This window comes from Microbacterium sp. UBA3394, assembly GCF_002358725.1.
Classification (GTDB): Bacteria; Actinomycetota; Actinomycetes; order Actinomycetales; family Microbacteriaceae; genus Microbacterium; species Microbacterium luteum.
Genome location: NZ_DEPK01000186.1, coordinates 1 through 18,233, shown reverse-complemented (window position 1 = coordinate 18,233; position 18,233 = coordinate 1). Strand labels below are relative to the sequence as shown.

Annotated in this window: 17 protein-coding genes and 1 pseudogene; 5 read left to right on the top strand and 13 right to left on the bottom strand. The window is 71.6% G+C overall.

Going from position 1 to position 18,233, the window contains the following annotated elements; genetic code table 11:
* Window positions 1-329 (bottom strand): annotated as a pseudogene (locus tag B4E30_RS11155) (hypothetical protein); the annotation flags it as partial.
* Window positions 330-541: 212 nt separating this feature from the next.
* Between B4E30_RS11155 and B4E30_RS11150 the strand changes: the two are divergent.
* A complete protein-coding gene (locus tag B4E30_RS11150; protein ID WP_194383655.1) occupies window positions 542-1,729 on the top strand; it encodes a class I SAM-dependent methyltransferase in 1,188 nt (395 codons plus the stop codon).
* Between the two features lie 22 nt (window positions 1,730-1,751).
* On the opposite strand, the gene B4E30_RS11145 is transcribed toward B4E30_RS11150, so the two are convergent.
* From B4E30_RS11145 to tsaB, 4 genes are read right to left on the bottom strand one after another with little or no spacing between them, the layout of a single operon-like run.
* A complete protein-coding gene (locus tag B4E30_RS11145) occupies window positions 1,752-2,189 on the bottom strand; it encodes a hypothetical protein (protein WP_194383656.1) in 438 nt (145 codons plus the stop codon).
* Entirely contained in the window at window positions 2,186-3,274 is a 1,089-nt protein-coding gene (gene tsaD, locus B4E30_RS11140) for a tRNA (adenosine(37)-N6)-threonylcarbamoyltransferase complex transferase subunit TsaD (protein WP_194385565.1), read from the bottom strand. The genes B4E30_RS11145 and tsaD overlap by 4 nt, the downstream gene beginning before the upstream one ends.
* Window positions 3,271-3,918 (bottom strand): ribosomal protein S18-alanine N-acetyltransferase, encoded by a 648-nt coding sequence (rimI, locus tag B4E30_RS11135; RefSeq protein ID WP_286795338.1) that lies wholly within the window; start codon window positions 3,916-3,918, stop codon window positions 3,271-3,273. The genes tsaD and rimI overlap by 4 nt, the downstream gene beginning before the upstream one ends.
* Window positions 3,915-4,562, bottom strand: a complete 648-nt coding sequence (gene tsaB / locus B4E30_RS11130; RefSeq protein ID WP_071045579.1) for a tRNA (adenosine(37)-N6)-threonylcarbamoyltransferase complex dimerization subunit type 1 TsaB — start codon at window positions 4,560-4,562, stop codon at window positions 3,915-3,917. The genes rimI and tsaB overlap by 4 nt, the downstream gene beginning before the upstream one ends.
* A 74-nt stretch (window positions 4,563-4,636) precedes the next feature.
* Here tsaB and B4E30_RS11125 point away from each other — a divergent pair, with 74 nt between their 5' ends.
* A complete protein-coding gene (locus B4E30_RS11125) occupies window positions 4,637-5,566 on the top strand; it encodes an alpha/beta fold hydrolase (RefSeq protein ID WP_071045578.1) in 930 nt (309 codons plus the stop codon).
* On the opposite strand, the gene tsaE is transcribed toward B4E30_RS11125, so the two are convergent.
* From tsaE to coaA, 6 genes are all read right to left on the bottom strand, one after another.
* Window positions 5,550-5,996: a tRNA (adenosine(37)-N6)-threonylcarbamoyltransferase complex ATPase subunit type 1 TsaE gene (tsaE, locus tag B4E30_RS11120; protein WP_228481108.1), complete on the bottom strand. Its 447-nt coding sequence runs from the start codon at window positions 5,994-5,996 to the stop codon at window positions 5,550-5,552. The genes B4E30_RS11125 and tsaE overlap by 17 nt on opposite strands.
* Window positions 5,997-6,046: 50 nt before the next feature.
* Window positions 6,047-7,150, bottom strand: coding sequence for an alanine racemase (gene alr, locus B4E30_RS11115; RefSeq protein WP_286795340.1), 1,104 nt, complete (start codon window positions 7,148-7,150; stop codon window positions 6,047-6,049).
* 20 nt (window positions 7,151-7,170) lie between these two features.
* On the bottom strand, window positions 7,171-7,560 hold the full coding sequence (locus B4E30_RS11110) for a holo-ACP synthase (protein ID WP_071045576.1): 390 nt from the start codon (window positions 7,558-7,560) through the stop codon (window positions 7,171-7,173).
* Window positions 7,561-7,749: 189 nt separating this feature from the next.
* Window positions 7,750-9,597 (bottom strand): glutamine--fructose-6-phosphate transaminase (isomerizing), encoded by a 1,848-nt coding sequence (gene glmS / locus B4E30_RS11105; RefSeq protein WP_071045575.1) that lies wholly within the window; start codon window positions 9,595-9,597, stop codon window positions 7,750-7,752.
* Between the two features lie 70 nt (window positions 9,598-9,667).
* Window positions 9,668-11,839, bottom strand: a complete 2,172-nt coding sequence (locus B4E30_RS11100; RefSeq protein ID WP_286795337.1) for a S8 family serine peptidase — start codon at window positions 11,837-11,839, stop codon at window positions 9,668-9,670.
* A gap of 244 nt (window positions 11,840-12,083) precedes the next feature.
* Window positions 12,084-13,040: a type I pantothenate kinase gene (gene coaA, locus B4E30_RS11095; RefSeq protein ID WP_071045573.1), complete on the bottom strand. Its 957-nt coding sequence runs from the start codon at window positions 13,038-13,040 to the stop codon at window positions 12,084-12,086.
* Window positions 13,041-13,097: 57 nt separating this feature from the next.
* Here coaA and B4E30_RS11090 point away from each other — a divergent pair, with 57 nt between their 5' ends.
* Window positions 13,098-14,042: a Ppx/GppA phosphatase family protein gene (locus tag B4E30_RS11090; protein WP_071045593.1), complete on the top strand. Its 945-nt coding sequence runs from the start codon at window positions 13,098-13,100 to the stop codon at window positions 14,040-14,042.
* Between the two features lie 34 nt (window positions 14,043-14,076).
* Here B4E30_RS11090 and B4E30_RS11085 read toward each other — a convergent pair whose 3' ends face one another.
* Complete coding sequence (locus tag B4E30_RS11085; RefSeq protein WP_286795336.1) at window positions 14,077-15,339, bottom strand: S1C family serine protease; 1,263 nt, start codon at window positions 15,337-15,339, stop codon at window positions 14,077-14,079.
* A gap of 176 nt (window positions 15,340-15,515) precedes the next feature.
* Here B4E30_RS11085 and B4E30_RS11080 point away from each other — a divergent pair, with 176 nt between their 5' ends.
* Complete coding sequence (locus B4E30_RS11080) at window positions 15,516-16,565, top strand: TetR/AcrR family transcriptional regulator (RefSeq protein ID WP_286795335.1); 1,050 nt, start codon at window positions 15,516-15,518, stop codon at window positions 16,563-16,565.
* A 216-nt stretch (window positions 16,566-16,781) separates the two neighbouring features.
* A complete protein-coding gene (locus tag B4E30_RS11075) occupies window positions 16,782-17,069 on the top strand; it encodes a GIY-YIG nuclease family protein (protein ID WP_286795334.1) in 288 nt (95 codons plus the stop codon).
* A gap of 149 nt (window positions 17,070-17,218) precedes the next feature.
* Here B4E30_RS11075 and B4E30_RS11070 read toward each other — a convergent pair.
* A partial coding sequence (locus B4E30_RS11070; RefSeq protein ID WP_286795333.1) for a phosphoglucosamine mutase occupies window positions 17,219-18,233 on the bottom strand: 1,015 nt, incomplete at its 5' end.

Here is an 18,233-nt window from a genome sequence, read left to right as displayed (position 1 = left end):
GAGTTGTCCGAGTTGTCGGTGTTCCCGGAGAAGTTGTCCGAGAAGTTCCCGTCGGTCGACGAATTACCCGAGTCGTTGATGGAGTTGTCCGAGTTGTCGGACGCGTCGGTCAGGACCGCGGTGTTCGTCGAGTTGTCCGAGTTGTCGGTGTTCCCGGAGAAATTGTCCGAGAAGTTCCCGTCGGTCGACGAATTACCCGAGTCGTTGGTCGAGTTGTCGGAGTTGTCGGTGTTGTTCGACAGGATCTCGTTCTCGTTGACGCCGACGTTGTTGTCGTTGAGCGTGTCGTCGACGATGATTCCGTCGTTGAAGTCGTTCCCAGTAGCCATTGTCCCAGTCCCTTCGATGAAGCCTTCGGCGGCCTTGCGGATCAATAGTCCGTCCGATCGCGCGTCACGACATCCGGGATACCCCCGGAGACTTCCGGGGATCCCCTAGGGGTCTGATTCGGGGTTCGGGGTTCACGTCCGGGGTTCGGGGGCTTCCGCGTCCGGGATCGGCCCGCTCGGGGCGCGGCGAACGAGCACCTACGCTGGATCGAATGGAATCGTCGGAACTGACTGCCCTGCTCACCGCCGACGGGCTGCGGATGCTCGCCGGGATGCCCGCGGTGCGCACCTCCGACGACGTCGCGCGGCAGGTGTCCGCCCTGCGCGCGGCCGGCCACTCCCCCGACCTCGTGTCGGCGCTCGTGGGTCAGGCGCGGCTGCGCACGAAGGCCGAAGCGAAGTTCGGCGACCTCGCCCAGCGCATGCTGTTCACGCGCGCGGGCCTGGAACAGGCCACGCGCATGTCGATCGCGTCGCTGCACGCCGGGCGGTTTCGAGCCGGGGGCCTGACGCGCGTCGCCGACCTGGGGTGCGGCATCGGCGGTGACGCGCTCGGGTTCGCCGGGCTCGGCCTGTCGGTCGACGCGGTGGACGCGGATGAGATCACCGCGGCGATCGCCGCCTACAACCTCGCTTCGTTCGGCGACGCCGTCACCGTCGCGCACGGCCGCGCCGAAGCATCCGACCTCACGCGCGCCGACGGCATCTGGCTCGACCCTGCCCGCCGCACGCCCGGCCGAGGAGAGACCTCCCGCACGAACGCCGACGAATGGTCGCCGTCGCTGGACTGGGTGTTCGACATCGCCCGCAGACGACCGGTGGGTGTGAAGCTCGGACCGGGACTGGACCGGGACCGCATCCCCGACGACGTCGAGGCGCAGTGGGTCAGCGCCGACGGGTCGACGGTGGAGTTGGTGCTGTGGACTCGAGAGCTCGCACGGCCGGGCGTGCGCCGAGCCGCGCTCGTGACCCGCGGCGAACACGCGTGGGAGATCACCGCCGGCGCCGATGCCGAGGATGCGGCGCCGCGGGAGCTCGGCGCCTACCTGCACGAGCCCGACGGGGCGGTCATCCGAGCTCGTCTCATCGGCGATGTCGCCCGCTCGCTCGAGGCGGGCACTCTCGATCCGCGGATCGCCTATCTCACCTCGGATGCGGCGCTCACGAGCCCCTTCGTCTCGTCGTTCCGCGTGCGTGAGGAGCTGCCGAGCGACACCAAGGCGCTCGCGCGGGAGCTCCGCTCCCGCGCGATCGGCCGACTGGAGATCAAGAAGCGCGGAGTCGACGTGGACCCGGCGGCGCTGCGGACCAAGCTCAAGCTGCGCGGCGACGCGGCAGCGACGCTCGTGCTCACGCGCGTCGGCGACACGCGGCGGGCGATCCTCGCAGATCGCGTGTGACGCCCGGTCGACGGGGGCGCGATCAGCTGAACAGGTTCGCGCTGTAAGCGGCGAAGACGAGCCAGCCCGCGCTGTAGACGACCGACCCCGAGGCGATGCAGATCGCCCACACCGCCATCGCGCGGTCCTCGGTGGGCCGGCGCAACGCCATGACCGAGACGACGATCGCGATCAGGCCGAGGGGGAACGCCCATCCGACGAAGAACGATGCGAGCAGGCCCGCGATCGCGATGCCGAGCGCCCAGGCCGCGAACGCGCTGCGCAGCGGCGGCGCGGGCATCGCCCACGAGTCGGTGCTCGGCGCCTCGGACGGATCGGTCGGCGCCGACATCTCGGTGATGCCGAGCGGCCCCGTGGGCAGCCGCGAGAAGCCGCCCCGGTGCTCGCCGGGCATGCGTGACTCTCCGGAGACGGGGGCGAGATCCTGCCCCTGCGGGTCGTCGGTCGCATCAGGGGTCATGCGGCGTCCGTCCGTTCGGCAGGACGCTCGGCCACCTGGATCTCGGTGACCGGCAGCGTCGAATCGGCGCCGAACGCGAGAGTCGAGGGTCGGCGCCCCGACATGATGAGTTCGCTCGCGAGCGCCGCGATCATCGCACCGTTGTCGGTGCACAGCGACAGCGGAGGGATGCGCACCGCGACGCCGGCGGCTTCGGCGCGCGCGAGGGCGACCTCGCGCAGGCGGCGGTTCGCGATCACCCCGCCACCGAGCAGGAGGCGCGGCACGCCGTACGCCTCGCACGCGGCGAGCGCCTTCGTCACGAGCACGTCGACGACGGCCTCGCGGAAGCTCGCGGCCACGTCGGCGACGGGCACATCCTCCCCGGCGGCACGGGCCTGCTCCGTCCACCGCGCGACGGCCGTCTTCAGGCCGGAGAACGAGAAGTCGTATCGGTGCGACGCCATGTCGCTCGCGCGGGACAGGCCTCGGGGGAAGCGGATGGCAGTGGGATCCCCCGTCGCGGCGGCGCGGTCGATCTCCGGCCCTCCGGGGTAGGGCAGGCCGAGCAGACGCGCGACCTTGTCGAAGGCCTCCCCCGCGGCGTCGTCGACGGTCTCGCCCAGCAGCTCGACGTCGGTGGTGAGGTCGCGTACCAGCAGCAGCGACGTGTGCCCGCCGGAGACGAGCAGCGCGACCGTGGGGTACTCCAGCGGCGGAGCATCCGCATCCAGGATGTCTGCGGCGATGTGTCCGACGAGGTGGTTGACCGCGTACAGCGGACGGTCGAGCGAGACCGCGAGCGCCTTCGCCGCCCCCACCCCCACCATGAGCGCACCCGCCAGCCCCGGTCCGCTCGTGACGGCCACCGCATCCAGGTCGGCGAGGGACACCCGCGCCTCGGCGAGCGCCGCCTCGATGGCCGGCTGCAGCGCCTCGAGGTGCGCGCGGGCGGCGACCTCGGGCACGACCCCGCCGTAGCGGGCGTGCTCATCCATCGACGACGCGATCGTGTTCGACAGCAGGGTGCGGCCGCGCACGATGCCGATGCCGGTCTCGTCGCAGCTGGTCTCGATGCCGAGCACCAGCGGCTCGCGTCGGTTCACGTGCACGCCCCCGTCTCTGCCGTAGTCCCCGCCCCGGCCGCAGCCCCGGCCCCTGCCCCTGCTCCAGCCCCTGCCCCGGCCCCGGCCGAGCCCGGTTTGTCGGAGATTCGCGCCGATGTCGGAGGATTTTGCCGGGATTGTCCGACATCGGCGAGATTCTCCGACATCGGGGAGAGGGATGCGCGCGACGCGGCCCATCCGGGCACGTCCAGGCGCATCACGATGGCGTCGACATTGCCGTCCGGGTAGTAGTTCGGGCGGCGGCCGATCTCGATGAACCCCTCCGAGGCGTAGAGGCGCTGGGCGGCCGGATTGTCGGCCCGCACATCGAGGAAGACCTCGCGCACGCCGCGCTCCGCCGCCTCCTGAAGAAGGGCGCGGAACAGCATTCGGCCACGGCCGCGGCCGCGGAACGTCTTGTCGAGGGCGATGGTCTGCACGTCGGCGTCCGTCGCGCCCGACGGGGCGCGCAGCCCCGCGTAGCCGATCAGGCGACCTGCCTGCTCCGCCACGACGTAGTGGTTGTGGGGGGAGGCCAGCTCTGCCCGCATGGCGGTCTCGCTCCAGGCGTCGCCGGCGAAGGACGCCCGCTCGAGCGCCATGATCGCCTCGAGGTCGTCGACGTCTCCGGTGCGCAGTCTCACGCGATCACCCGCTTCGGCGCGGTGGGTGCGGTGACATCCGGAGAGCGCAGATAGAGGGCGTTGTCCGCGGCGATCCGGCGGCCGGCCGCGACGGCACGACCGGCGGCGAGAGCCAGCATCGCGGCGGGTACCGAACCGGCGTCGAGTCGGCGGGCGCCGTGCGCGGCGAGCGCGGCATCGAGCTCGTCGCGCGGCGCGAGAGCCGGATCGGCCACGCGCACGGGGAGGCCGTCATCGTCGAGGCCCTCGTAGACGGTGAACGCGAACTCGCGACGGCGGGCGTCGGTGACGACGGCGAAGCGCTCCTCGTCGGCGCCGGTCATGGCCGCCATCAGCATGCGGTCGAGGGCGACGGCATCGTGACTGACGACGGGGATGAGCGGGATGCCGCGGCCGAGCGCGAAGGCGCGGGCGGCGGCGATGCCCACGCGCAGGCCGGTGAAGGGCCCGGGGCCCATACCCGCGGCGACATGGGTGACGTCGGCGCTCGTGATCTCCGACTCCGCCAGGACGCGCGCGACGTGATCGCCGATCACCTCGGCGTGCCCGCGCGGGTCGCCGCTGTCGAGTTGGGCGCGTACGACGCCGTCGGGCTCGATCACCGCCACCGCGGTGCCGATCGACGTGTCGATGCCCAGAATCACGCCTTCCAGCGTAATCGGAGCCGGCCGTGGCCTGCTCGCCCATCCGATCCGCGCCCCGACGACGAACAACACGCATGCACCTCCCCCGGTACGTGCGCGAGGGCGGCACGCCGCCGCTCTCGGACGATCCCGCGGGGTCAGGATGGCGCACCGTCGTGATCCCGACCGCCGTCGGCGATCTCACCGTGCGCGCCGGGCGCCGCACCGGCGGAACTGCGACCGTGCTGCTGCACGGCGCCGCCGGCACATGGACGACCTGGACCCCGCTCGCCGCGTACGCGCGAGACACCGGCCGCACCCTGGAGAACGTGGTCGCCGTCGACCTGCCGGGGTGGGGCGACAGCGGGGAGCTGGATCCCGCGCTGCACGTCGAAGACGTCTCGCACGCCATCGCCGACCTCGTGCGTTCCCTCGGATACGACGACTGGATCGTCGCGGGTCACTCGCTCGGCGGCGTCGTCGCGCTCGACCTCGCCGCGCGAGCGCCCGGTCCGACCGTGGGCGTCGTTCTCGTCGCCCCCACGGGCGCGAGCGTCATAGACGCGATCCGGCATCCGCTGCGCGGCGGGATGCGGCTGCCCGGCTTCGCGGGGATGCTCGCCGTCATGCGGGCGCTCTCCGCGTTCGGTCCGGGCGGCGCCGCCATCGTCGAGGGCGTCGCGGCCGCAGGGCTGCTGCCGCTGCTGACGCGGCCGCTCTTCTCCGCGCGCGTGGACCCGAGCGTGGTCGCCGCGTTCCGCACCGAGGTGCGTCCGACGGCCTTCGCCCGCGCGGCTCGGATGCTCGCGGGTTACGACGAGGATACGTGGAGCGTCGTCCGCTGTCCCGTGCAGGTCGTCCGAGGTCCGCGCGATGTGTTCGCGTCGCCGCGCGACGATGTCGCTCTCGCCGCGCGCATCCCTCAGCTTCGCGTGCGCACCGCCTCCGGCACGGGACACTTCCCGCACGTCGAGCGCCCCGACGCGGTGCTCGACGCGATCGAGGCGATCAGGGGCGGCGGGTGACGGTCGCGATCCGCGGTGAGTCGGCATCGAGGTCGGCCTCGCGCGCGGTCACGCCGCACGCGGTGTCGACGCCCCGGCCGTGCCACTCGCGGTCGAGCTCGATCTCCCACCAGCTCTCGCGCAGGCCGTCGACCATGCCGCGACCCCACTCGACGATCACCACCGAGGAGTCCAGGTCGATGTCGAGGTCGTCGAGCTCCGCAGCGGATCCGAGCCGATAGGCGTCCACGTGCACGAGCGGCGCGCCGCCGACGAGCGACGGATGCGTGCGGGCGAGCACGAAGGTCGGGCTCTGTACCGGTCCCCGCACGCCGAGCCCCTCGGCGATCCCGCGCGTGAGTGTGGTCTTGCCGGCCCCGAGCGGACCGGTGAGCACCACGAGGTCGCCCGCCGACAGCATCCGACCGATCTCGACACCGAACGCGTGCATGTCGGCCGGCGTGGTCAGCTCCCGGGCACCGACGATCGCGTCGAGGCCGGTCACCGGGCGCTCCCGTACACGCGCGGCACGCGCCGTCCGATGCGCGTGACGATCTCGTAGTTGATGGTTCCGGCCGCCTCGCCCCATTCGTCGGCGGACGGGACGCCCAGGGTCGGGTCGCCGAACAGCACCGCCTCGTCGCCGACGGAGACGGGATGCTCTCCGACGTCGACGACGAACTGATCCATCGCGACGCGGCCGGCCACGGGGAACCGTGCACCGCCGATCGTCACCGGCCCCCGTCCCGAGGCCTGGCGCGGCACGCCGTCGGCGTAGCCGAGCGGGATGAGCGCGAGCGTCGTCTCGCGCGGGGCGACGTAGTCGTAGCCGTAGGAGACGCCGTGCCCGGCATCCACCCGGCGCACCGCCGCGACGCGGGCGCGCAGCGTCATCGCCGGGCGCAGCCCCAGCTCGGCCGAGGAGCGGTCGTCGAAGGGCGACAAGCCGTAGAGTCCGATGCCGATGCGCACGGCGTCGAGCCGCGTCTCGGGCAGGGCGATGGCCGCATTCGTCGCGGCGAGGTGGCGGATGTGCGGGGTGAGGCCGAGGGATGCGGCCTCGGCGACACCCCGTTCGAACACGTCCAGCGCGGCGCGGTCCGCTTCGGGCGACGCATTGGAGAGGTGGCTGAAGACGCCGACCACCCGAACGCGTCCGATGCGCTCCAGGCGTGCTGCCTCGGCGAAGACGACGCGGTAGTCGGCGGGGGCGATGCCGTTGCGGCCGAGGCCGGTCTCGAGCTTCAGGTGCACTGCGGTGGGGCGGCCAGCCGTGGCCGCATCCGCTGCCGCGACGAGCTGGTCCATGCGGGAGACGCCGATCTCGATCCCCGCCGCAGCGGCCTCCGCGAACGACGCGCCGGGCGCGTGCAGCCACGCCAGCAGCGGCGCATCCACCCCGGCGCGGCGCAGAGCGAGGGCTTCGTCGACGTCGGCGACAGCCAGCCGCGACGCGCCGCCCTCGAGCGCGGCGGCCGCGACGCGCGGGGCGCCGTGGCCGTATCCGTCCGCCTTCACCACGGCGATCACGGGAACGCCGGTGAGGGCGCGCAGGTGCCGCACGTTCGCGGTGATCGCGTCGAGGTCGATCGTCGCCTCGCGCATGTCGCCGTGGTGGATGCCTCTCACGCGGTGTCCCCTCCTGTGCCGGCGGCGGGCGTGCCGGCACCATCGGCGACGACGTAGGCGACGGCGAACCCGGCGTCGTGGGACATCGACAGGTGGAGGGTCGCGATGCCGCGGTCGGCGACGACGGCGGCGGTGCTCCCCGACAGGGCGAACCATGGCCGCCCCGATTGCTCGCGGGTGACCTCGATGTCGGTCCAGTGCACGCCGTCCGACCCGCCGAGCGCTTTGATCAGCGCCTCCTTCGCAGCATAGCGCGCCGCGAGCGATCGCGGCTTGAGCGCCTGCTCGGCGGGCGAGAAGAGCCGCCCGAGCAGCCGGGGCGTGCGCGCGATCGTTCGCTCGAAGCGGGCGATGTCGACGAGGTCGACGCCGATTCCGACGATCATGCGGCGCTCCCTCCATCGTCCGATGCGGCGTCCGACGACGCCCGCCAGCCTATCGCGGCCGCTGCCGAGGGTCGGGCACCGGCTCGGGCCGTGAACAACACAGGAGATCGATCGCCCCGCGGGCGGATTCGACCCTGTCCTGCCCGATTCGACGCGGATCTCCTGCGTTGTTCACCGCAGGCGGCGCACTCACTCCACGGTGACCGACTTGGCGAGGTTCCGCGGCTGATCGACGTCGAGTCCCTTCGCCGTCGACAGGCCCATGGCGAAGATGTGCAACGGCACGACCGACAGCAACGGCTCGAACAGGGGCCCGGCGAGGGGGATGCGCAGCACCTCGTCGGCCGTCGGCAGCACGGCCGCGTCGCCTTCTTCGGCGACGGCGATCACGCGGGCACCGCGCGCGCGGATCTCCTCGATGTTCGAGACGACCTTCGCATGCAGGAGCGCCGAGTGGCGCGGCGACGGCACGAGCACGAACACCGGCTGACCGGGCTCGATGAGGGCGATCGGGCCATGCTTGAGCTCCCCGGCGGCGAAACCCTCGGCGTGGATGTAGGCGAGCTCCTTGAGCTTCAGCGCCCCCTCGAGCGCGATCGGGTAGCCGACATGGCGGCCGAGGAAGAGCACCGATCGGGTGTCGGCCATCCAGTACGCGAACTGCTCGATGCGCTCCTGCTCCGTCTCGAGGATGCGACGGATCTTGCCGGGAACGGCCTCGAACTCCTCGATCTGCGCGGCGACCTCATCGGCGGAGATCGCACCGCGCACCTGTCCGATGTGGAGGGCAAGCAGATAGAGGGCGGTGATCTGGGCGACGAAAGCCTTCGTCGAGGCCACCGCGACCTCCGGTCCCGCGTGCGTGTAGACGATCGCGTCGGATTCCCGCGGGATGGTGGCGCCCTGCGTGTTGCAGATCGACAGGGTCTTCGCGCCGCGCTCGCGGGCGAACTTCACCGCCATGAGCGTGTCCATCGTCTCGCCCGACTGGCTGATCGACACGACGAGGGTGTCGGGGCCGATGACCGGATCGCGGTAGCGGAACTCGTGGGCGAGCTCGACGTCGACCGGCACGCGCGCCCACTGCTCGATGGCGTACTTCGCGACCATGCCCGCATAGGAGGCGGTGCCGCAGGCGACGACGATCACGCGGGAGATGTCCTCGAAGAGGTCGTCGAGTCCCTCCAGCTCGGGGATGGCGACGACACCGTCGCGGATCCGCCCGCGGAGCGTGTTCGCGACCGCCTCGGGCTCCTCGGAGACCTCCTTGGCCATGAACGACGACCAACCGCCCTTGTCGGCGGCGTTCGCATCCCACGTCACCTCGAACGGCTCGACCTCCACGGGGGCGCCGAAGAAGTCGGTCACCTCCACGCCGGCCGGGGTGATCGCGACGATCTGGTCCTGGCCGATCGCGAGGGCGTCGCGCGTGTGCTCGACGAAAGCGGCGACGTCGGAGCCGAGGAAGTTCTCCCCCTCGCCGAGGCCGATCACCAGCGGCGAGTTGCGGCGCGCGCCGACGACGAGGCCGGGATGGTCCTGGTGCATCGCGAGCAGGGTGAAGGCCCCCTCGAGGCGGGCGACGACCGTGCGGAACGCGGCGACGAGGTCTCCGCCGTTCGCGGCATAGGCGCGGCCGAGCAGCACGGCGGCGACCTCGGTGTCGGTCTCGCTCCGGAACGGATGCCCGTCGAGTTCGGCGCGGAGCTCGCCGAAGTTCTCGATGATCCCGTTGTGGATGACGGCGAGCTTGTCGTCGTCGGCGAGATGCGGATGCGCGTTCTGGTCGGTGGGACCGCCGTGGGTCGCCCACCGGGTGTGGCCGATGCCCGTGGTGCCGTCGGTCATCGGGTGCCCGACGAGGTCGTCTCGCAGCACTTGCAGCTTGCCGGCGCGCTTGCGCATGTCGAGCGCACCGGCGCCGTCGATCACGGCGATGCCGGCGGAGTCGTATCCGCGGTACTCCAGTCGCGACAGGCCTGCCAAGAGGATGGCCTGGCTCTGCCGCGGGCCCACGTATCCGACGATTCCACACATGGGCTCCATCGTAATCTGCGCCGCCTGGCGCCCCGCCCGGTACCGAACGCCGCGGGCGGAACACGCCGGGTCAGGGCGATCGGCGACGCCTCGTGCGTCGAGTCCACGTGATCGCGACACCGCCGGCGATCAGGAGGGCAGCCAGGAAAGCCGCCGACAGCGGTGGGGTCGATCCGGAGGCCGCGAGCCGTGCCGGCTCGGCTGACGCCGCCGCAGGCGAGGGCGCGGCGGTCTGCGACGACGTCGGCTCGGGCGTCGGCTCCGGCGAGGTCGGCTCGGGCGTCGGTGTCGGGTCGGGCAGAGCTGCCAGCAGGGCGTGGGCGTCAGCGAGTCCGGCGCCGTAGACGTGCGCGTCGGGCATCACTCGCCAGTAGGGATTGTTCATCTCGGCCGCCGTGGCCTCGGTCGCCGTCAGGATGTCGGCCGGAGAGGCGCCGGGAGCGTACTCGAGGGCGAGGGCGTGCACCGCGGCGACGCTCGGGGCGGCGGCCGACGTGCCGTAGAAGCGGTAGACCACCTCGCCGTCCTCGTCGAAGGGCGATTCGAAGAAGCTCGTCCGCTCCCCGTCGACCCCGGTGATCTGCGGTGCGGCCACGGTGATCGGCTCGGAGTAGGCCGCGGACGGCGGCCCGTAGGGGTCGTAGGGCTCGAAGAGGATGGTGCCCGGCCCGGGCGAGCTGAAGGACTCCGGCTCCCACGGGTAGTCCCACGACGCGGCGGCGACGCTCACGCCGGAGCCGTCCCCGTTGTGGCCGTTGATGACAGCTCCGACGAGGTCACCGCCGGCATCGCGGTCGTATTCGCGCCACGCGAGCGCCGTGCCGTTTCCGAAGGTGCCGATCCAGACGGCAGGTGGCGGGGCGACGTCACCGGTGAGATCGCGCACGACGACGAAGCCGTACTCCCCGTCCGTCGGCACGGGGCTGACCGTCAGCATCTCCATCGGCACCTGCGGGTCCGGTGTGACGCCCGCCGCGACGAGGGCGGGCACGGGGTCATCCGAGTACAGCTGCAGCGAGAAGTGGGATGCGACCGCGCCCTGCGGCTCCCCCCAGCCGAGGGCGAAGGTCGGCGCCGACGGCGTCGCGAGCAGTCCGACGCTCTGCACGGGGTCGACGCCGTCTCCCGGGTCGAAGTCGAGACAGTCGTAGGCGACGACCTCCTCAGGCACCCACACCCACTCCGGGCAGGCCACGCCGCGGTACTCGGGCGCCTGCCATCCGGCGATGGGAAGGCCCTCACTCGGTGTGCCGTCCGCGCCGACGGCGTTCGCATTGCCCGCCGAGGTGTAGTACGCCACACCGTCCGCCTTGACCATCTCGATGGCCGACGAGACGATTCCCTGCTGGAAGTGGGGTTCGGTGACATAGCTGATGTCGTCGACGATGATGTCCGCGCCCGCGTCGGCGAGCGCGAGGATGTTCTCGGCCATGTCGATCATCCCGCCGAACCCGGACGCGAACAGGATGCGCGCCCCGGGCGCGATGCCGTGCACGATCTGCGCCATCCCGCGTCCCTCGTCGCTGCCGCCCGGGTGGTCTGCGAGAACCTCGACGGGCGTGTCGTATCCGCACGGGTTGCCGGGTCCGGGGAGCACGCCGGCCGAAACGTCCTCCGCGGGGGTGGTGGTCGCCGTGGCAGAGGTGGCGTACGAATCGGACAGGATGCCGATCGTCACGCCGCTGCCATCGACGTCGAAGGCGTCGCGCGCGAGGGCCGTCTTCAGCGGCTCGTCGGCGTCGACCGGGACGCTGCGGCAGCTCTCGGCGGCCGCGGTCGCGGGTCGCGCGGCGGCGGACGACGATGACGTGCCGACGGCCGCACGCAGGTCGGGCGCGACCGCCACCACGCCAGGGAGCGCGGCCAGTGCCGACAGCTGAGCGGGTGACACAGCGACGGCGACCGACGGGCTGAGACGGTACACGCGATCGACCCGCGCGAGCTGCCGCACCGCGTCGATCTGTTCAGCGCTCGGGCGCGTCTCGAACGTCACGGTCGCCGACACCCGCCCGTCGTCGTCCACCTGCAGACTGCCCGGGCCGGTCGCGGGCAGACCGACGGCATCGGCCAGTTCTTCGGCCCCGCTCGCTCCGGCCTGCGCGGCATCGGCCAGCTGGTCGGCGAGAGAGGGCGGTGGAGGCGTCTCCTCTGCCGCGTCGGCGGCCGGCGAAGCGAGAGGCGCGGCGCCGGGAAGGATGATGAGGGCAGCGGCGAGCGCGACGCTGCGGGCAGCTCGAAACACAGATCTCCGGGGGAAGGTCGTCGGGTCCTTCCAACCTGGCAGAAACCTGTGAGTGAATGCGAATCGACCAGGACGCGGTCGCATCACCCACGGCGGGCCGGGTGCAGTCCCTCAGGAGGAGATCCCGCCACCAGAGGACGGAATCTCGCTACGCCTCCTCTTGAGGCGTGATCTCCTCTCGAAGCGTCGGCTGCGCTGCGCCGGCGCGTCGGCGCGGGAAGCACCGGAAGCGCCGGTGTGCGGGTCAGAGCTTGCGCAGCAGCACGCTGGAGACCGCGTGATCGGCGGCCTTCTTCAGCACGAGGCTCGCGCGGTGACGCGTGGGAAGCACGTTCTCGACGAGGTTCGGGAGGTTGATGTCGCGCCAGTAGCCCAGGGCGCGGGGCACGGCCTCCTCGTCCGGAATCTGCGCGAACCGATTGAAGAACGAGTTCGGGTTGCTGAAGGCGGCCTCGCGCAGCGCGAGGAATCGGTGCACGAACCACTGCTCGATGTCGTCGGGAGCGGCATCGACGTAGATCGAGAAGTCGAACAGGTCGCTCACCGCCACATCATTGGGCGCGGGCGGCGGCTGCAGCACGTTCAGACCCTCGACGATGACCACGTCGGGGCGCCGCACGGTGACGTGCGCATCCGGGACGATGTCGTAACGCATGTGCGAGTAGAAGGGCGCCCGCACCTCGTCTGCCCCCGACTTCACCTCGGTGAGGAAGCGCACCAGGGCGCGCCGGTCGTAGGACTCCGGGAAACCCTTGCGATCCATGAGACCCCGCCGCTCCAGCTCGGCGTTCGGGTAGAGGAATCCGTCGGTGGTGACGAGCTCGACGCGCGGTGTGCCGGGCCACCGGCTCATCAGTTCGCGCAGCAGCCGGGCGATGGTCGACTTGCCGACCGCGACCGACCCGGCGACCCCGACGACGAAGGGCGTCGTGGAGTCCTGCTCGCCGAGGAACGTGCTCGTGTCCACGCCGAGGGCCTTGGTGGAACTGGCGTAGAGCGACAGCAGCCGACTGAGCGGCAGGTAGACCTCCGCGACCTCGGTGAGGCTCAGACGATCGCCGATGCCGCGGATCTGCACGACCTCGGTCTCGGTCAGCGGCTGGGCGAGTCCGCCCGCCATCCGGGCCCACTCGTCGCGCTCGATCTCGCGATACAGCGAGAGCGCCGGGGTCTGCGGTGTCACCTGGTCGTCGATCGACATCCGCCCCATCGTATCCATGCGGTGCGCCCGGACCCGCCGCGTCGGTACGCTGGCGACGTGCGCCTGGGAGTCCTCGACATCGGTTCGAACACCGTCCATCTGCTGGTGGCGGATGTGAGCCCGGGCGGCCGTCCTCTCGCCACGACCTCGCAGCGCACCGTGCTGCGCCTCATGCGCTACCTCGACGACGACGGCGCCATCCGGCCCGAAGGCGTCGAGGCGCTCGTGACCGCGGTGCGCGAGGCGCGCGAGATGGCAGCCGCCGAGAACGTCGCCGAGCTGCTGGCCACCGCCACCTCCGCGGTGCGCGAAGCGGCCAACGGCCCCGCCGTCATCCAGGCGATCGAAGAGGCGCTCGACCAGCCGTTGCAGGTGCTGGGCGGCGAGACCGAGGCCCGCTACACCTTTCTCGCCGTGCGCCGGTGGTTCGGATGGTCGGCCGGACAGATCCTGCTGTTCGACATCGGCGGCGGATCGCTCGAGATCGCGGCCGGCGGCGACGAGCTTCCGGATGCGGCCGCATCGGTGCCGCTCGGAGCGGGCCGGATGACCCTCCGGTACATGCCCGACGACCCGCCCGGAGAAGACGCGGTGGACCGGCTCCGCAAGCACGCGAAGAAGAAGCTCGAACCGCTCGCCGACACCTTCACCTCGCTCCCCCGGCCCGATCATGTGGTCGGGTCGTCGAAGGCGATCCGGTCGCTCGCCAAGCTCGCCGGCTATCCCATGGCCGGATGGTCGGGCACCGAGCGGATGGTGCTGCCGCGACAGGCGCTGAAGGCCTGGATCCCGCGCCTGGCGCGCATCCCTGCCGACGCCCGACAGGAGCTGCCCGGTATCACCGCCGACCGCACCCTGCAGATCGTCGCGGCCGCCGTCGTGCTCCACCAGGCCATGAAGGTGATGGAGGTCGACGAGCTGGAGGTGTCGCCGTGGGCTCTCCGCGAGGGCGTCCTGCTGCGCTACATCGAGTCGCTGTCATGGAGCGCCCCCGCGGTGTGACACCGGTGTGGCCGGGCGATCAGGCCGACCGCGATCAGGCCGGACCCTCGATCAGGGTCACGCTCGCCGACTGCGTCGCGCCGGAGGAGTCGGTCCACGTGATCGTGACGATCTCACCCGGGTCGTAGCCGGCGAGGACCTCGGCGAGCTCCGTGGTGTCGGCCACCGCCGTGCCGTCGACCGCGGTGATCGTATCGCCCGCGGCCAGGCCTGCGTCGGCGGCCGGAGTGCCCGCGATCACGCCGGCGATGGTCGCGCCGGACGTCGTCGTCGCCTGGGTCGAGCCCGACCCCGACCCGCCGTAGCCGCCGTAGCCGGTGCTGGTGGCCGCGGCGGTCTGCACGCCGAGGAACGCGGAGTACCCCACGGTCACGCCGTCGGATTCGTCACCGGCGAGGATCTGCTCGACGATGGCCAGCGCATCCTCGATCGGAACCGCGTACCCGACGGTGACGACGCCGCCGACCGACGCGGCGGTGGTCATCCCGATCACCTCACCCTCATCGTCGAGCAGCGCTCCGCCGGAGTCGCCCGAGACCACGTCGGCGAGCACCTCGATCATGCCGTAGAGCGTCTCACCCGCGGTTGTGCCCGACGACGCGGTCGTCACCGACGACTCGAGGGCGGTGATCTCGCCGTCCGCGGCCATCAGCACGCCGCCGCCCTCGGCGTTGCCGACCGCGGTGACGGCCTCTCCGACGGTCTCGTCGTCGTCGTCGATGGCGGCGACCTCCAGCCCTGACGCCCCCTCCAGCTGCAGCAGGGCGACGTCGGAGTCCACGGAGGTTCCCACGAGCGTGGCGGCATAGGTCTCTCCGGTGGTCGCGATCGTCACCGAGATCTCGGTCGCGCCGTCGATGACGTGGTTGTTCGTGAGGATGAGGCCGTCCTCGGTCAGCACGATTCCGCTTCCCGCTGCAGCCGCCTCGCTGTATCCGAGAACCGTCTCGATGATCACGACACCGGTCGACTCATCGTCGTTCGCCTCGGTCGCCTCGCTGACGGAGGTGGTCGTACCGGATGTCTGGCTGTCGTCGCCGTATCCGCTCCCGTCGCGGCCACCGCCGCCCCATGACGGCGCCTGCGGCACGGCGGGCGCTGCGGCGACGGTCTGCGTCGTGTCGGATGCGGCGGAAGCGGTCGCTTTCACCCCGACCACGGCGGTCGTCGCCAGGGTCGCCACCGCCACACCCGCGCAGGCGACGATCACCGGCCGTCGGTACCAGGGCCGTGCGACGGTCGTCGCATCAGCCTCCTGCTGCGAGGTCTGCTGTGCGGTGGAGAGGTTCTCGTCCATGGGGTGCCGTCCTTTCGAGGTGTTGCCCCTAGGACACCAACCCCGCTCATGCGGGAACCCTGGCGCGCTTCAGCGTTGCCTATGTGTGCCGGCTCGAGTCTGACGGCATCGTCGCCGCGACCGTCCCTCGCAGCCGGGATAGGTTGGAACAGCAACGTCGGGAGGGGAGCCGGACTTTGTGTGACTCCGTCGACGGCACGGGGCGCGAAGCGACGCGCAATCGGGTCCTGGGCGCCGCGTACGAGGTGTTCGCCGAGGTCGGGATCGACGCGGCGACGGTCGAGGCGGTCTGCGCCCAGGCGCACTTCAGCCGCGGGGCCTCCTACTCCAACTTCGCCTCCAAGGACGACCTGTTCCTCGAACTCATCGAGAAGGTCACGAACGATCGGATGCGGCGGGCAGCGGGCTTCGTGCACGCCTTCGGCGATGCGTCCTCGGCGGCGCCGATGCCCGCCGACCCCGCCGACGTGGTGCGCGCGATCGCGGAAATGGCGACCGAGGACCGCACCGGCGTGCTGCTGATGGCGGAGGTGCGCATCCGCGCCATGCGCGACCCGTCGATCGCCGAGGCCTACCGCACGTTCAAAGACCGCACGCTGGCGCAGATCGCCGACATCCTCGGTCTTGCGCTCCGCGCCTACGGTCTCTCGCCGCGCATCGCTTCTGCGACCCTGGCGAGGATCGTGCTCGAGACGTGGGAGACCGCATCGATCGACGCGGTCATCGCGGGCGAGGATGCGGCCGGGATCTCGGCCCTCGTCGCCGCGCGGACGGCCGAGATCGGCCTGCTCTTCGCCGATGGGGACGGCGACGTCGCGGGCGCTCCCCTCGACGAGGCCAGGCGCGTGCGAGCCGCGGTGTGCCTTGCCGCACGCGCCGGCGACTCCCTCGACCGGTTCATCGCGGCCCTCGGCGCCGATCCCGACGTCGAGCAGTTCGCGGTCGTGCGGGGATCGGCCACGCTTCGGCTCGCGGACATCGATGTGACCGTCAGCACCGCATCCGACGGGCGGATAGCCGGCATCTCCTTCGGTCCGGGATTCGAGCTGCCGGTGGACGGCGTCTCGATCGGCGATACCGCCGATACGCTGCGGGAAGAACGCGGGGCGCCGCAGCGGGAATGGCCGTTTCCTCACAGCGACGCGGTCATGATCTGGGACACGCCCACGTTTCTGCGGGTCGACCTCGACCGCCGCACCGGGCGGATCAAGGCCATCCACCGCTGAGCGGCCCGCGTTTCGTCTCGGTCGCTCCGCCCCGCCTCCCCGCCCCTGGTCGTTGAGCGAGCGAAGCGAGACGAAACGCCACGCCTCCCCGGCCCTGGTCGTTGAGCGAGCGGAGCGAGACGAAACGCCCTCCCCACCCCCGCGGCCCCGCGCACGCGCCCACAGATCCGCGGCACAGACGAACACCGCCGTCGGCACCGCCGCTACGGTCACCCGATGGGGTTCCTCTACATCCTCCGGTGCGCCGACGGCACGTTCTACGTCGGCAGCACCCGCGACCTCGGCCGTCGTCTCACGCAGCACCAGGCCGGCGTGGGCGCCGCGTACACCTCCCGCCGGCTCCCCGTCGAGCTCGCGTGGAGCGGCGAGTTCGCGCGGATCGACGACGCGTTCCTGTGGGAGAAGCGCATCCAGGGATGGAGCCACGCTAAACGCCAGGCGTTCATCGACGGCGGCCTCGACGCCGTGCGCGGCTGGAGTGCGCGAGGGCGCGGCCGCGGATGAGCGGCCCGCGTTTCGTCTCGGTCGCTCCGCTCCCTCGCTCAACGACCGGAAGGGGTACCCCGCCTCCCCGGCCCCGGTCGTTGAGCGAGCGAAGCGAGACGAAACGCCCCGGCCCCGGTCGTTGAGCGAGCCGAGCGAGACGAAACGGGTCAGAGAGCGAGACGCTCGGCGACCACCGACGCGAGGGCGTCGGCGTGGGAGCGCGCGTCATCCTCCGACGCCGCCTCCACCATCACCCGCACGAGCGCCTCGGTTCCGGATGCGCGCAGCAGCACACGACCCGACTCGCCGAGCGCGCGCTCGGCATCGACGACCGCCTGCGCGACGACGGGATCCCCGACCCGCGAGCGGTCCACATCCTTCACGTTCACGAGCACCTGCGGGTACACCGTCATCACCGATGCGAGCTCCGCGAGCGTGGCCTTGCGGTGCGCCATCTCCGCGGCGAGGTGCAGGCCGGTCAGCAGCCCGTCGCCGGTCGTGGCGTATTCGCTCATGATGACGTGACCGGACTGCTCGCCGCCGAGGGAGTAGCCGCCGGCGTTCATCCGCTCCAGCACGTAGCGGTCGCCGACCGCGGTCTGCTCCACCCGGATGCCGTTCTCGTCCATCGCACGGTGCAGGCCGAGGTTGCTCATGACCGTCGCCACCAGCGTGTCCTGCGCGAGATGGCCGCGCTGCTTCATCGCCACGGCCAGGATCGCCATGATCTGGTCGCCGTCGACGACCGTGCCGTCGGCGTCGACGGCCAGACACCGGTCGGCGTCGCCGTCGTGGGCGATGCCCAGGTCGGCGCCGAGACGCACGACCTCCGCCCGGAGCGCGTCGAGGTGGGTCGAGCCGACACCGTCGTTGATGTTGAGTCCGTCGGGGTCGGCGCCGATCACCGTGACCGTCGCCCCGGCATCGGAGAAGGTCTCGGGTGAGACGCCGGATGCTGCCCCGTGCGCGCAGTCCAGCACGACGTGGAGGCCCTCGAGGCGATGCGGGAGCGAGCCCAGCAGATGCACGATGTAGCGGTCTTCCGCGTCGGCGAACCGGCGGATGCGGCCGACGTCGCCGCCGGTGGGCTGCAGCTTGGGGCCGTCCATGGCCGCCTCGATGCGCTGCTCGACCACATCGGGGAGCTTGACACCGCCGCGGGCGAAGATCTTGATGCCGTTG

Excerpts from the sequence above, each read along its gene's own strand:
- B4E30_RS11150 (WP_194383655.1), top strand. The coding sequence starts at position 542 with ATGGAATCGTCGGAACTGACTGCCCTGCTCACCGCCGACGGGCTGCGG.
- B4E30_RS11145 (WP_194383656.1), bottom strand. The coding sequence starts at position 2,189 with ATGACCCCTGATGCGACCGACGACCCGCAGGGGCAGGATCTCGCCCCC.
- B4E30_RS11125 (WP_071045578.1), top strand. The coding sequence starts at position 4,637 with ATGCACCTCCCCCGGTACGTGCGCGAGGGCGGCACGCCGCCGCTCTCG.
- tsaE (WP_228481108.1), bottom strand. The coding sequence starts at position 5,996 with ATGCACGCGTTCGGTGTCGAGATCGGTCGGATGCTGTCGGCGGGCGAC.
- alr (WP_286795340.1), bottom strand. The coding sequence starts at position 7,150 with ATGCGCGAGGCGACGATCGACCTCGACGCGATCACCGCGAACGTGCGG.
- B4E30_RS11110 (WP_071045576.1), bottom strand. The coding sequence starts at position 7,560 with ATGATCGTCGGAATCGGCGTCGACCTCGTCGACATCGCCCGCTTCGAG.
- glmS (WP_071045575.1), bottom strand. The coding sequence starts at position 9,597 with ATGTGTGGAATCGTCGGATACGTGGGCCCGCGGCAGAGCCAGGCCATC.
- coaA (WP_071045573.1), bottom strand. The coding sequence starts at position 13,040 with ATGTCGATCGACGACCAGGTGACACCGCAGACCCCGGCGCTCTCGCTG.
- B4E30_RS11085 (WP_286795336.1), bottom strand. The coding sequence starts at position 15,339 with ATGGACGAGAACCTCTCCACCGCACAGCAGACCTCGCAGCAGGAGGCT.
- B4E30_RS11075 (WP_286795334.1), top strand. The coding sequence starts at position 16,782 with ATGGGGTTCCTCTACATCCTCCGGTGCGCCGACGGCACGTTCTACGTC.